General features: G+C 66.9%; 10 protein-coding genes and 2 tRNA genes. 1 reads left to right on the top strand and 11 read right to left on the bottom strand.

Going from position 1 to position 13,796, the window contains the following annotated elements; translation table 11 throughout:
- Position 1: 1 nt before the first annotated feature.
- The 9 genes from SRAA_RS02805 to SRAA_RS02765 form a co-directional block, all read right to left on the bottom strand.
- Positions 2-1,330 (bottom strand): 3-deoxy-D-manno-octulosonic acid transferase, encoded by a 1,329-nt coding sequence (locus SRAA_RS02805; protein WP_420834923.1) that lies wholly within the window; start codon positions 1,328-1,330, stop codon positions 2-4.
- A 93-nt stretch (positions 1,331-1,423) separates the two neighbouring features.
- On the bottom strand, positions 1,424-2,485 hold the full coding sequence (locus SRAA_RS02800; protein ID WP_045530817.1) for a glycosyltransferase family 4 protein: 1,062 nt from the start codon (positions 2,483-2,485) through the stop codon (positions 1,424-1,426).
- 14 nt (positions 2,486-2,499) lie between these two features.
- Positions 2,500-3,903, bottom strand: coding sequence for a phosphomannomutase/phosphoglucomutase (locus tag SRAA_RS02795; RefSeq protein WP_045530815.1), 1,404 nt, complete (start codon positions 3,901-3,903; stop codon positions 2,500-2,502).
- Positions 3,904-4,006: 103 nt separating this feature from the next.
- Positions 4,007-5,833 (bottom strand): translational GTPase TypA, encoded by a 1,827-nt coding sequence (gene typA, locus SRAA_RS02790; RefSeq protein WP_045530813.1) that lies wholly within the window; start codon positions 5,831-5,833, stop codon positions 4,007-4,009.
- Positions 5,830-6,849 (bottom strand): tRNA pseudouridine(55) synthase TruB, encoded by a 1,020-nt coding sequence (truB, locus tag SRAA_RS02785; RefSeq protein ID WP_045533164.1) that lies wholly within the window; start codon positions 6,847-6,849, stop codon positions 5,830-5,832. Before truB ends, typA begins: the two co-directional genes overlap by 4 nt.
- 40 nt (positions 6,850-6,889) lie before the next feature.
- Positions 6,890-7,261: a 30S ribosome-binding factor RbfA gene (gene rbfA, locus SRAA_RS02780; protein ID WP_045530811.1), complete on the bottom strand. Its 372-nt coding sequence runs from the start codon at positions 7,259-7,261 to the stop codon at positions 6,890-6,892.
- Positions 7,262-7,278: 17 nt separating this feature from the next.
- Positions 7,279-10,266: a translation initiation factor IF-2 gene (infB, locus tag SRAA_RS02775; protein ID WP_045530810.1), complete on the bottom strand. Its 2,988-nt coding sequence runs from the start codon at positions 10,264-10,266 to the stop codon at positions 7,279-7,281.
- Positions 10,267-10,295: 29 nt separating this feature from the next.
- Positions 10,296-11,804 (bottom strand): transcription termination factor NusA, encoded by a 1,509-nt coding sequence (nusA, locus tag SRAA_RS02770; protein WP_045530808.1) that lies wholly within the window; start codon positions 11,802-11,804, stop codon positions 10,296-10,298.
- Positions 11,801-12,508: an LSm family protein gene (locus SRAA_RS02765; RefSeq protein ID WP_045533162.1), complete on the bottom strand. Its 708-nt coding sequence runs from the start codon at positions 12,506-12,508 to the stop codon at positions 11,801-11,803. Before SRAA_RS02765 ends, nusA begins: the two co-directional genes overlap by 4 nt.
- A gap of 176 nt (positions 12,509-12,684) precedes the next feature.
- Between SRAA_RS02765 and SRAA_RS02760 the strand changes: the two genes are divergently transcribed.
- Positions 12,685-12,761: transfer RNA gene (locus tag SRAA_RS02760), tRNA-Pro, on the top strand.
- Between the two features lie 119 nt (positions 12,762-12,880).
- Here the strand turns inward: SRAA_RS02760 and SRAA_RS02755 are convergent.
- Both SRAA_RS02755 and dnaQ read right to left on the bottom strand, forming a co-directional pair.
- Positions 12,881-12,955: transfer RNA gene (locus tag SRAA_RS02755), tRNA-Val, on the bottom strand.
- A 78-nt stretch (positions 12,956-13,033) separates the two neighbouring features.
- The gene (gene dnaQ, locus SRAA_RS02750) at positions 13,034-13,786 is read right to left on the bottom strand and encodes a DNA polymerase III subunit epsilon (protein ID WP_045530806.1); all 753 of its coding nucleotides are present in this window, start codon (positions 13,784-13,786) and stop codon (positions 13,034-13,036) included.
- Positions 13,787-13,796: the final 10 nt, after the last annotated feature.

Below are 13,796 nucleotides of genomic sequence, written 5' to 3'. Positions count from 1 at the left end.
CCTAAGCACCCGGTGTGGCGGGTGCCATCGCGGCGCGCAACAGGGCCGCGCTGCGCTGCGCTGCGCCCTGGCCTTGTTGCAGCAAGGCGGCACAGCCTTCGCGTGCGCGCTGCAAGGCGGCTGCGTCGTCGAGCCAATGCCGGGTGGCGGGCAGCGCGGCGGGCATATCGGGCAGGCGCCGCGCCGCGCCGCAGTGCAGGGCCTGCTCGGCGGCGTCGTGGAAGTTGTAGGTGTGCGGCCCCATGAGCACCGGGCAGCCGCAGGCCGCGGCCTCGATCAGGTTTTGCCCGCCCAGCGGCAAGAAGCTGCCGCCCAGCCAGGCCAGATCGGCCATGGCGTAGTAGGCGTGCATCTCGCCCAGCGAGTCGCCCAGCCAGACTTGGGCGCTGCGGGCGGCGGCTGGGGCGACGGCATCTAGACCCTCGGGCCACTGGCTGCGCCTGAACACGCTCAGGCCCGCCTGTTGCAGCAGCGCGGCCACGGCGTCGAAGCGCTGCGGGTGGCGCGGCACCAGCAGCCACAGCGGGGCCTCGGGGCCAAAGGGGCTGTCCTGCGCCTGGCGCAGCGCCTGCAACCAGAGCGCCTCCTCGCCCTCGCGGCTGCTGGCCAGCATCACCACGCGCCGCCCGCCCAGTGCCGCGCGCCAGCGCCGCCCGCGCTCGATCTGCGCCGGGTCGGCTTCGAGGTCGAACTTGAGGTTGCCCAGCACCTGCACCGGTTCGGCCCCAAGCTGGCGCAGGCGCGCCGCGTCGGCCTCGGTCTGGGCCAGCACGGCGCTTAAACCCGCGTAGGCCGGGCGCATCAGGCAGCGCAGGCGCTGCGCGGCGCGCAGCGATTTGGGGTTCAGGCGCGCATTCACCAGGTACAGCGGCACGCCGTGGGCGCGGCAGCCCTGCACCCAGTGCGGCCAGACTTCGGTTTCGAGCAACACCCCCAGCGCGGGCCGGAACTGCTGCAAAAAGCGCTGCACCGCCGCCGGCGTGTCCCACGGCTGCCAGACTTGCAGATCGCCCGGGCGCAGCAGCTTGGCCCCTTCGGCGCGGCCGGTGGCGGTGCCGTGGCTGAGCAGCAGGCGCAAGCCAGGCACCTGCTCGCGCAGTGCCGCCAGCAGCAAGGCGGCGGCGCGGGTTTCGCCCAGCGACACGGCATGCACCCAAACCCAGCCGCTGGAGGGCTCCAAGCCCGGGTAGTGGCCAAAGCGCTGCTCCATGTGCTGCAAATAGCCCGGTTCGGCGCGGCCCCGGCGCCGGTGCCGCCGGCGCACCCAGGGTTGCAGCAGCCGCATCAGCAGGCCATAAACGGCCAGCGCCATGCGCTCAAGCAGGCTCAAAGGTGGGACAAAAGCGTGGTTGCTCTTCACACTCATCGCACTGCCCCGCCCACCCCAGCCGCATCCAGCACCAGCTTTGTCCTTGGAGCGCGTTCAGGCCGCATCGAACAGGCTCTGATAGACGCGCCCGATCCCGGCCGCCTCTTGCGCCAGCGTGAAGGTGCTGTGCACCCGCTCGCGCGCCGCCTGCCCCAGCCGCAGCGCCGCCTGCGGGTCGCGCAGCACCTGCTGCACCGCCTGCGCTAGGCCAGCGGCGTCGCCGGTGTCCACCAGGTAGCCGTTTACGCCCGGCTGCACCAGTTCTTCGAACGCGCCGGTGCGCGAGCACACCAGCGCACAGCCGGTGGCGGCGGCCTCGAAAGGGGTGAGGCCAAAAGGCTCGTAGCGCGGGCAGGCCACGCACAGCAGGCAGCGCTGGTACCAGCGGTGCACCTCGCCGGCCGGTACCTCGCCCAGAAACACGATGCGCTGGCTCAGGCCGGCGGCGTCGATCTGGGCTTGCAGCGCGCGCTGGTAGGCCTGGTGCTGCGGCTGCGCCAGCCCGGCGATCACCGCCGTGACCTCGGGCAGGTGCGGCAGCGCCTGCAGCATGGCATCGACGAAGACGTCGGTGCCCTTGTCGGGCCGCACGCGGCCAAACACCCCGACGCCGTAGCGCCCCGGCAGGCCGGAGTCGGCCCAGGCGGTGAGCTTGTCGGGCGGCGGCGCAAAGCGCTGCAAGTCGATGCCGTGCGGCACCACGGCGGTGGTGTTGGGCACGAAGCTGGCCGCCTTGGGCGTGGTGGAAATGACCGCGTCCATGCGCGAGATCAGCCAGCGCGGGAACCAGCCGTGCCGGTGCTGCGCCGCCGAGGTAAAGACCAGCTTGATCGGCAGCCGCAGCACATCGCGCGCCCACAGGCCGGCCAGCATTTCGGGGTCGCGCCGCACGTGCCAGATGCGAAAGCGCCGCCCCGGCGCGGGTTGGCGCGAGAGCGCAATCGCCTGCTTGAGCGTGAGCCCCGGAACGCCGTTGGAGAGCGGGGTGCCGCAATAGGCCAGCGGCCACTGCTGCAATTGCAGCGGCACCAGCGCGTTCACGGTCGCCGAGACCCCGGTGTAGCGCTGCTTGAGGTTGAAGACGATGATCTCCGGGTTCGGGCTGGGGCTGACCATGGCAGAAGGGCCCTTCAGTGCGCCGCCGCGCCCACCGTCGCATCGGGCTTGACGCGCCGCAGCAGCGCCAGCAGCTCGGCTTCGATGCGCGCCAGCGCCGCCGCCGTCTGGCCCTCGAAGCGCAGCACCAGCACCGGGGTGGTGTTGGAGGCGCGAATCAGGCCAAAGCCGTCGGGCCAATCGACGCGCAAACCGTCGATGAGGTTGACCTGGGCCGGTGCGGCAAAGTCGGCCAGCGCCTGCAACTCGGCCACTAGGCGGTGCGGCTCGCCCTCGGCGCAGGCCACGTTGAGCTCGGGCGTGCTGTGGCTGCTGGGCAGCGCCTCCAGCACCGCCCCGGCGTTGGGCGAGCGGCTCAGGATTTCGAGCAGCCGCGCCCCGGCGTAGCTGCCGTCGTCGAAGCCAAACCAGCGCTCCTGGAAAAAAATGTGGCCGCTCATCTCGCCACCCAAGGGCGCGGCCACTTCCTTCATCTTGGCTTTGATGAGCGAGTGGCCGGTTTTGTACATCAGCGGCACGCCGCCGGCGGCGCGTATGGCGGGGGCCAGGCGCTGGCTGCATTTCACGTCATAGACAATGGTGCCGCCGGGCACGCGCGCCAGCACGTCTTGGGCAAAGAGCAGCATCTGCCGATCGGGGTAGATGTTTTGCCCGCTCGGGGTGACGATGCCGAGCCGGTCGCCGTCGCCGTCGAAGGCCAGCCCGAGTTCGGCCCCGCTGCGCTGCACGGCCGCGATCAGGTCGCGCAGGTTTTCGGGTTTGGAGGGGTCTGGGTGGTGGTTGGGGAAATCCCCGTCGACTTCGCTGTAGAGCTCGATCACCTCGCAGCCCAGGGCACGAAACAGGTCCGGCGCGCTGGCCCCGGCGACGCCGTTGCCGCTGTCGATCACGATTTTGAGCGGCCGCTGCAGCTGCACGTCGGCAACGATGCGAGCCACGTAGTCGGGCAGCACGTCGATGCGCTGCAGCGCGGCCATGGGGGCTGAATCAAGGGTGCTAGGGCTGGCCACCGCCGCCTCCTCCATCGCTTGGAGCAGCGCCTGGATGTCATCGCCGTAAATCGCGCGCCCGGCCAGCACCATCTTGAAGCCGTTGTGTTGCTTCGGGTTGTGGCTGCCCGTGACCTGGATGCCGCTGTGGCAGCGCGTGTGGGCGGCGTAGTAGAGCATGGGCGTGGTCGAGAGCCCAATGTCGAGCACCGCCACCCCGGCCTGGCGCAGGCCCTCGGTCAGCGCCGCCGCCAGCTCCGGGCTGCTGCGCCGGCCGTCGCGCCCGACCGCCACCGTGCCCTCGCCCAAGGCCAGCGCGCGCGCGCCAAAGGCACGCCCGAGTGCGCAAGCAAATGCCGGGTTGAGGGCATCGGGGACGACACCGCGGATGTCGTAGGCCTTGAAGGCGCTGGCCGGGAAAACAGGCATTTGAACCATGAGGCACCAAGTGTGTGAGGGTGCCCCGATTGTAGGAAACCGCAAAGCCGGTTTTCAGCCCGTTTTCAGCGCCCGCCGCCCCCGGTCAGCCGCATCAGCCCTCGCGGCTGGCGCGCTTGCGCTCGTGCTCTTTGAGGAAGCGCTTGCGCAGGCGGATGCTCTTGGGGGTGATCTCGACCAGCTCGTCGTCTTCGATGAACTCGACCCCGTACTCCAGCGTGAGCTCGATCGGGGGCGTGATCTTGATTGCGTCTTCCTTGCCGCTGACGCGAAAGTTGGTGAGCTGCTTGGTGCGCGTGGCGTTGACGATCAGGTCGTTGTCGCGGCTGTGGATGCCCACGATCATGCCTTCATAGACCGGGTCGTTGGGGCGCACGAACATGCGGCCGCGGTCGTCGAGCTTGCCCAGCGCGTAGGTGAAGATTTCGCCGTCGTCCATGCTGATGAGCACGCCGTTTTTGCGGCTGGCGATCTCGCCCTTGTGCGGCTCGTAGCCGTCGAAGATGTTGCTGATCAGGCCCGAGCCGCGCGTGAGGTTCAAAAATTCGTTGCTAAAGCCAATCAAGCCCCGCGCCGGGATGCGGTATTCGAGCCGCACGCGGCCACGGCCATCGGGCTCCATGTTCACCAAGTCGCCCTTGCGCTCGCCCAGCGCCTGCATCACGCCGCCCTGGTGCTGTTCCTCGATGTCGGCTGTCACCAGCTCGATCGGCTCGTGGCGCTCGCCGCCCACGTCGCGAAACACCACACGCGGCTTGCTCACCGCCAGCTCGTAGCCCTCGCGGCGCATGTTTTCCAGCAAAATGGTCAGGTGCAGCTCGCCACGGCCCGAGACTTCAAAAATCCCGTCCTCGCTGGTCTCGCGCACGCGCAGCGCCACGTTGCTTTGCAGCTCTTTTTGCAGCCGGTCCCAAATCTGGCGGCTGGTCACGAACTTGCCCTCGCGCCCGGCCAGCGGGCTGGTGTTGACGCAAAAGTTCATGGTCAAGGTGGGCTCATCGACCTTGAGCATGGGCAGCGGGCGCGGGTCGGCCGGGTCGGTCACGGTCACGCCGATGCCGAGGCTGTCGAGCCCGTTGACGAGCACGATGTGGCCCGGCCCGGCCTCGGCGGTCTGCACCCGGTCCAGCCCCTGGAAGGTCAGCACCTGGTTGACGCGGCCCTTGGCCGGCTTGCCCTCGGGGCCTTCATAGACCAGCACGTCCATGCCGGGGCGGATGCGGCCGGCGCTGATGCGCCCGACGCCAATGCGCCCGACAAAAGAGGAGTAATCGAGCGCTGAAATCTGCAACTGCAGCGGGGCCTCGGGGTCGCCTTGGTGTGCCGGCACGTGTTCCAGCACGGTGTCGAACAGCGCCGACATATCGGGGCCCCACTGCTGCCCCGCCTCGCCCTCGGTGAGCGCAGACCAGCCATTGATGCCCGAGGCATAGACGACGGGAAAGTCGAGCTGCTCGTCGTTGGCGCCGAGCTTGTCGAACAAATCGAAAGCGGCGTTGACGACCTTGTCGGGGTTGGCACCGGGCTTGTCAACCTTGTTGACGACCAAGATCGGGCGCAGGCCCAGCGCCAGCGCCTTTTTGGTGACGAAGCGGGTTTGCGGCATCGGGCCTTCTTGGGCGTCGATGAGCAGCAGCACGCCATCGACCATCGAGAGCGCGCGCTCGACTTCGCCGCCAAAGTCGGCGTGGCCGGGGGTGTCCACGATGTTGATGTGGGTGCCTTTCCAGCTCACGGCGCAGTTTTTGGCCAAGATGGTGATGCCGCGCTCGCGCTCGATGGCGTTGCTGTCCATCACGGTGTCAACCACTTTTTCGTGCTCGGCAAAGGTGCCGCTTTGGCGCAGCAGTTGATCGACCATGGTGGTTTTGCCGTGGTCAACGTGGGCGATGATGGCGATGTTGCGGATCGGAGTGCTCATGGCTGGTTTTGCAGTTGGATTTGTTGGATTTCGATCGGGCTCAACAAGCGCCCGGGTATGAGTTCGCCGCCCTGGATGTGGGCGCTGCCGAGCAGCGGGGCGGGTTGTGGGCCTTGGCCTAAAGCGTGCTGCGCGTCCTGTTCGGCATACACGGCCACGCGTTCGGCCTGCGGCCACGGTCCGCGCCGACGCAAACCGGTGAGGAAGCGCGCTGCATTATCGCCATCGAGCGTGACGCGCTCGTGTCCGTCCAGCAGCGCCTCCACGGGCAGCAGGGCCTGCAGACGCTCGCCCTCGGGCAAGGCTTCGAGCTGCTCCAGCGTCAGGCTGCGCTCCAGCACCAGGCCGCCGCTGCGCTCGCGCCGCAAGGCCGCCAGATGCGCGCCGCAACCCAGCGCGGCCCCGATGTCCTCGGCCAGGGTGCGGATGTAAGTGCCTTTGCTGCAGCGCACGCGCAGGCCCAGCGTGGGCTCGGGGCTGTGTAGGTGGAGCGCCAACAGCTCCAGCGCGTGGATGGTGACGCTGCGCGGCGCGCGCTCCACTTCCAGCCCGGCGCGGGCGTATTCGTACAGGGCCCGGCCTTGGTGCTTGAGCGCGCTGTGCATGGGCGGCACTTGGCTGATCGGCCCCAGGAAGCGCGCCAGCACCTGCTGCACCTGCCCGGGTGTGCAGGCCACGGGGCGGCGCTCCAGCACCTCGCCCTCGGCGTCGCCGCTGCTCGTGCGCACACCTAGACGCAGCGTGGCCGCATAGACCTTGTCGGCATCGAGCTGCAATTGGCTGAACTTGGTGGCCGCACCAAAGCACAGCGGCAGCAGGCCGCTGGCGAGCGGGTCCAGGGTGCCGGTGTGGCCGGCTTTGTCGGCACGCAACAGCCACTTGGCGCGCTGCAGCGCCTGGTTGCTGGACAGGCCCAGCGCTTTGTCCAGCAGCAGCACCCCGTGCACGGGGCGGCGCTGCAGCCGCGGCCGAGGGGTGCTGCGGCTGGGTGCAACAGGGGCGCCGCCGCCCTCCAAGGCAGCGTCGGCACCTTGGGGGGACCTGACGGCGCTCAATTTAGTCGCTTTCTTTGGAACGCGAGGCCACAGCCTGCGCGATCAGGGCGTTCATGTCGGCGGCGCGCTCGGGCGTGCGGTCGAACACAAAGTGCAGCGTCGGCACGGTGTGGATGTGCAGCCGCTTGAACAAGCCATTGCGCAAAAACCCGGCCGCTTGGTTGAGCCCTTCCAGCGCCTGCTGCGCATCGCCCGTGAGCACGCTGAAATACACATTGGCGTGCGCGTAATCGGGCGTGAGCTCGATTGCTTGCAGCGTGACCATGCCCACACGCGGGTCTTTCAACTCGCGTGCGATCAACTCGCTCAAGTCGCGCTGAATCTGGTCGGCGACCTTGAAGCTGCGGTTGGAGGGGGCTTTTTTGTTTGGCATGGCTTTGCGCTCGGCAATCAGAGTGTACGCGCCACTTCCTTGATTTCAAAGACCTCCAGCGTGTCGCCTTCTTTGATGTCGTTGTAGTTTTTGAGCTTGATGCCGCACTCGAAGCCTTCTTTGACCTCGCGCACATCGTCCTTCATGCGCTTCAAGGATTCGATCTCGCCGGTGTAGATCACCACGTTGTCGCGCAGCAGGCGGAAATGCGCGCTGCGTGTGATGTGGCCGTCGGTGACCATGGAGCCGGCGACGGTGCCGATTTTGGAGGCCACGAACACGGTGCGGATTTCGGCCGTGCCGATGATTTCCTCGCGCTTTTCCGGTGCCAACATGCCCGACATGGCGGCCTTGAGCTCATCGACCGCGTCGTAGATGATGTTGTAGTAGTGCAGATCGATGCCGGTGGCCTCGGCCTGCTTGCGCGCACCCACGTCGGCGCGCACGTTAAAGCCGATCACGATCGCTTTCGAGGCGATCGCTAGGTTGACGTCGGACTCGCTGATCGCGCCCACGCCCGCATACACCAGTTGCACCCGCACCTCGTCGGTCGAGAGCTTGAGCAGCGAAGTGGCCAGCGCCTCTTGCGAGCCCTGCACGTCGGACTTGATGATGATGGGCAGGGTCTGCACCTCGCCCGCCTGCATGTCGGCAAACATGTTTTCCAGCTTGGCCGCTTGCTGCTTGGCCAGCTTGGTGGAGCGAAACTTGCCGGCGCGGTAGGTGGCGATCTCGCGCGCCCGGCGCTCGTCGGCCAGCACCATGAAGCTGTCACCGGCGCGCGGCACCTCGGACAAGCCCTGAATTTCGACCGGGATCGAAGGCCCGGCTTCTTTGGTCGAGCGGCCGTTTTCGTCCAGCATGGCGCGCACCCGGCCCGAAGTCTGGCCGGCCAGCACCACGTCGCCGACCTTGAGCGTGCCCGATTGCACCAGCACCGTGGCCACGGCGCCGCGGCCCTTGTCGAGCCGGGCTTCGATCACCAGCCCCTTGGCGTTGGCAGCGACCGGGGCCTTGAGTTCGAGCACCTCGGCTTGCAGCAGCACCTGCTCCAGCAGCGCGTCGATGCCCATGCCAGTCTTGGACGACACCGCCACAAAGGGCGAATCGCCGCCGAATTCTTCGGGCACCACCTGCTCGGCCACCAGCCCGGCCTTGACGCGCTCCAGGTTGGCTTCGGGCTTGTCGGCCTTGGTCAGGGCCACCACGATTGGCACATTGGCCGCTTTGGCGTGCTTGATGGCTTCTTTGGTCTGCGGCATCACGCCGTCGTCGGCGGCGCAAACCAGAATCACCACGTCGGTGGCCTGGGCGCCGCGGGCCCGCATGGCCGTGAAGGCCTCGTGGCCGGGGGTGTCGAGGAAGGTCACCATGCCGCGCGGGGTTTCCACGTGGTAAGCGCCGATGTGCTGTGTGATGCCGCCCGCCTCGCCCGCCGCCACCTTGGTGCGCCGGATGTAGTCGAGCAGCGAAGTCTTGCCGTGGTCCACGTGGCCCATGACCGTGACCACCGGCGCGCGTGTCAGGCTTTCGGCCTGCTGTTGCGCGGTTTCTTCTTCGGTGAAGGCCTCTGGGTCGTCGAGCGCTGCCGCCACCGCCTGGTGCCCCAGTTCTTCGACCACGATCATGGCCGTGTCCTGGTCCAGCGACTGGTTGATGGTGACCATCTGGCCCAGCTTCATCAACTGCTTGATGACCTCGGACGACTTGAGCGCCATCTTGTGCGCCAGTTCGGCCACGGTGATGGTCTCGGGCACGTGCACCTCGATCACCTTGGCCTCGGACTGGGCCGAATCAAAGCCGTGTGAGCGCTCGTCGCGGCCACCGGAGCCGCGCCTTCCACCGCCCTTGCTGCTGGCGCGCCACGCGGTGCCGCTGGAACGCACCGCGCTGGTGTTGCCAGTACGCCCTTTGACTTCTTTTTTCTTGGCCGCTTCGTCCTTCCAAGTGGAGGACAGGGCTTCGGATTTGACTTCTTTTTTGCCCGCCCCCGCAGCCGCTGCACCTGGTGCGGCGGGTTTGGCCGCGCCCGGTTTGGCCGGTGCCGGCGTGCCGGCTGGCTTGTGCAGCGTGCCCTTGAGGCCAGGCTTGGCCTCGGCAGCCGGGGCTGGCTTGGGCTCTTCGGGTTTTTTGGCCAGCAGCACCTTCTTCGGGGCCGCCATCATGTCGCGGATCGCCTGCGCCTCGGCCAGCGCCTTTTGGCGGCGCTGATCGAGGTCGAGGGCGCGTTGTTCGTCCACCAGCCGCTGGGCAGCGGCCTTCTCCGTGGCCAACTCGGCGGCTTGCTTGCTCGCCAATTCGGCGGCTTGCTTGGCAGACAGCTCGGCGGCTTGCTGGGCGGCCAGTTCGGCGGCTGGCGCAGCGGCCGGCGCGGGCGGTGGCACCGTGGCAGGCTTGGCACCGCGTTGGCGGCTCTGTTGCACCTCTTGTTCGGCGCGCGCCCGCTGCAACGCCAATTGGCGCTGGCGTTCCAGCTCAAGGGCAGCCTGCTGCTCTTGGGCCTCGCGCTCCTGCTGCTGCTGCCGCTCCAGGCGCTGGCGCGCCAGCTCTTCTTCCTGGAGCCGAATTTGCTCGGCTTGATGGCGCGCTTGCTCTTCAAGCCGCTCCAGCTCGGCCTGCTGCGCTTGGTGCGAGATCGCCTCGGCTGCCTCGTCCACTTCGGTGGCCGGCTCCTCTGCCGCGCTCGGGCTGCCGACTGGCTCGTCGTCGCGGCGCACGAAGGTGCGCTTCTTGCGCACCTCGACCTGGATCGTGCGCGCCCGCCCCGATGCGTCGGCCTGCTTGATCTCGCTGGTCGATTTTTTGGTCAGGGTGATTTTTTTGCGCTCGGCACTGGCCGTGCCGTGGCTGGCCTGCAGGAATCCGAGCAAGCGCTGCTTGTCGGACTCTGAAATCGGGTCGGCACCGGACTGCTTGAGCACCCCGGCACTCCCCAACTGCTCCAGCAGCAAAGCCGTGGGTTGATTGAGTTCGGCGGCAAAGTCTGCGACGGTTTTACTGGTCATGTGTTCGGTTCTCCGTGTCGCTGGCCGTCTTAGGACTGCGAGCTTGGCGCTGGGTCCTGATCGGTGGTGAACCAGTGCTGGCGCGCGCGCATGATCAATGCGGTCGCCTCTTCGGCACCCAGTCCGGTGATTTCGATTAGCTCATCGGTCGCCAAATCGGCCAAGTCGTCGAGGTTGTGCACGCCCGCGGCGGCCAGTTGCGCCATCAGCTCGGGGTTTAGGCCCTCGAGGTCGCGCAAATCGCGCACCGCGTCTTCCACCCGCTCCTCTTTGGCGATTTCCAGCGTCAGCAAGGCGTTTTTGGCGCGTGCGCGCAGTTCGTGCACGGTTTCCTCGTCGAAGGACGCGATCTCCAGCATCTCTTGCAGCGGCACATAGGCCACTTCTTCGAGGCTGGCAAAGCCCTCGCCGATCAGGATGTCGGCCATCTCTTGGTCGACGTCGAGTTTGGCCATGAACAGGGCGCGGATCGCATCGGACTCCTGCGCCTGCTTGGCCGTTGATTCTTCGGCCGTCATGATGTTGATTTTCCAGCCGGTGAGGTCAGCGGCTAGGCGCACATTTTGGCCGCCACGGCCGATCGCAATCGCCAGGTTTTCCTCGTCCACCACCACGTCCATGGCGTGGCGCTCTTCATCGACGACGATCGACTGCACATTGGCCGGCGCCAGCGCACCGATCACGAACTGCGCCGGGTCTTCGCTCCAGAGCACGATATCGACCCGCTCGCCGGCGAGCTCATTGGTCACGGCATTGACGCGCGAGCCGCGCATGCCGACGCAGGTACCGATCGGGTCGATGCGTTTGTCGTAGGACTTGACGGCGATCTTGGCGCGCGAGCCGGGGTCGCGGGCGCAGGATTTGATCTCCAGCAGCCCTTGCTCGATCTCGGGCACCTCTTGGCGAAACAGCTCGATCATGAACTCGGGCGCGGAACGCGAGAGCAAAATCGGGGCCCCGCGCAGCGTCAGGTCCACCTCCATGATCATGGCGCGCACGCGGTCGGCGCTGCGCAGGTTTTCTTTGGGGATCATTTCGGAGCGCTTGAGCCGGCCTTCGACGCGCCCGCTCTCGACGATCACATCGCCCTTGTCGAGGCGCTTGACGGTGCCGACAAAAATCTTGTCGCCGCGGCTCATGAAGTCGTTGAGCAGCATTTCGCGCTCGGCGTCGCGAATGCGCTGCAAGATCACCTGCTTGGCCGCCATGGCACCGATGCGCCCCACCGGCACCGCTTCGATGGGCTGCTCGATGTACTCGCCCACCGCAATGCCGGACCGCTCTTCGGCCACGTCGGAGTAGAGCTCTTCGGCGTCCGGGTTTTGCAGGCCGGCCTCGTCGGGCACCACCAGCCAGCGGCGGAAGGCTTCGTAGGCGCCGGTGTCGGGGTTGACGCTGACGCGAATGTCCACCTCACCCTTGTACAGCTTCTTGGTGGCCGAGGCCAGGGCGGACTCGACCGCGCTCAACACCACGCTGCGCTCTACGTTTTTTTCGCGTGAAATGGCGTCGATCAGCATCAACATTTCGCGGTTCATTTTTTTTCTGCCTTTGCAATTTTGCTTCCACCTTCGTCGGCGGAGGGAGTGGCCGGCGCGCTTGCGCTGCGGCCCTTGAAGTTGACAATCGGTGCCAGCCGCGCCTCGCGCAGCTCATCGAGCGCAAAGCCCAGCACCTGCAAGGGCGCAGGCTGGGCTTTTTTGCTCACGGGCTGGCCCGGTTTGCGCACCGGCTCGTCGCGCCAGACGATCTGCCAGTGGCTGCCGGGTGCAGGCTGCGCGGCCTGCAAGCCCTCGGCGGTGCCGGTTGGGCCTGCGCCACCCTCGGCCACCGCCTCGGGTGCTGCGGCGCGCTCGAGCGTGCCCCGAAATTTTTTGCGGGTCGCCGCCACCGCCACCCCGCCTTGCGCCGCCGCCGCCCCGATGGGCTGCTTGAGCGTGAGATCGATCACCGAACCCAGGAAGCGCTCAAAATCGGCCGGGTGGCGCAGCGGCCGGTCGATGCCGGGCGAGCCCACTTCGAGCCGCTTGTACTCCACCGCCTCGACTTCGAGCAGCAGCTGCAACTGGCGCGTGACGCGTTCGCAGTCTTCCACGGTGATGGAGCGCTCCGCTGCGCCATCCGGCCCCACCCACGGCCAGTCGATGGTGACGCGCAGCAAGCCCCCGGCGGATCGTTCCAGATCCACCAGATCGAATCCCATCCCGGTGACGGTCTGTGCGACGGTGTGCTGCCAGCTCATGTGTGTGGTGTTGGGCCCTGATGCGTTTGGTGCCAAGCCAAAAAAAAAGGGCCGGTAAAAACCCGCCCAATTGGTCGTGAAGCCTTGCATTGTAGCACCCTGTAGGCGCTCAAGCAAATTTTTTTGCCCGACCGCCTCCAAGCGGTGCCTGCGGCGCATACAATATGCAGCTTAGTCGGAGCGTAGCGCAGCCTGGTAGCGCATCTGCTTTGGGAGCAGAGGGTCGCGAGTTCGAATCCCGCCGCTCCGACCATTCCCTCTTTAAAAGCCGCTTGGTGCATGCACTGGGCGGCTTTTTTCATGGGCTGGATTGGCGCTAAAAAATCAAAACCCCCGCACAGAAAACTGCCGGGGGTTGTGCGCATGTGCCGATGGTGGGTGATGCAGGGTTTGAACCTGCGACCCCTGCCGTGTGAAGGCAGTGCTCTACCACTGAGCTAATCACCCATCTAGCCCTGAATTATAGCCCGACTTTTCGCGGCCACGCGCGGGGGCGCCGCAGCGGCGCTGCAAAAATTTGCGCCCTCAGGCTGGCATGGGCTGCAGCTTGCGCCACAGGGTTTTGCCCTTGCTGGCTTGGTCGAGTTCGAGCAGCAGCGCTTCGTGGGCTTGCCGTTCTTGCGGGTTGGCTTGCAGCAGCGGGATGGCCAGATGCGACCAGTCGCTGGCCGATGCGCTTTGGCCTTGGCCTAGGCCTAGACTGGAGCCGTCGGAGTGGCCGCTGCCTGAGGGGCCGATGTCGAGCTCCATCAGCAGCGAATCCTGCCCGCGTGTGAGACAGATATAGACCTCGGCCAGCAGCTCGGCGTCGAGCAGCGCGCCGTGCCGGGTGCGGCTGGAGTTGTCGACCCCGAGCCGCTCGCACAGGGCGTCGAGTCCGTTGCGCTTGCCCGGGTACATTTCCTTGGCCATGAGCAGGGTGTCGATCACGCCGCCGGCCAGTTGGCGCGTGGGGCCGTGGCCCAGGCGCTGCCATTCGGCATCCAGAAAGCCGATATCGAAGGGGGCGTTGTGGATGATCAGCTCGGCCCCGGCCAGGTAGTCGAGCAAATCGGCGGCGACTTGGGCAAACTTGGGCTTGTCGGCCAAAAATTCGAGCGACAGGCCGTGTACGCGCTGCGCCTCGGCGTGGATTTCGCGCTCGGGGTTGAGGTAGTAGTGGCGGTTGTTGCCGCTGGGCTTGCGCCCGAGCAGTTCGATGCAGCCGATTTCGATGATGCGGTCGCCATTGGCGGGCGACAGGCCGGTGGTTTCGGTGTCGAGGACGATTTGGCGCATGGGGCGGCCC

Origin of the sequence: Serpentinimonas raichei (assembly GCF_000828895.1) — a bacterium.
In the GTDB taxonomy this organism is placed as follows: Bacteria; Pseudomonadota; Gammaproteobacteria; order Burkholderiales; family Burkholderiaceae_C; genus Serpentinimonas; species Serpentinimonas raichei.
Note: the sequence above shows the minus strand (reverse complement) of the source record. Positions and strands in the feature narration are given on the sequence as shown.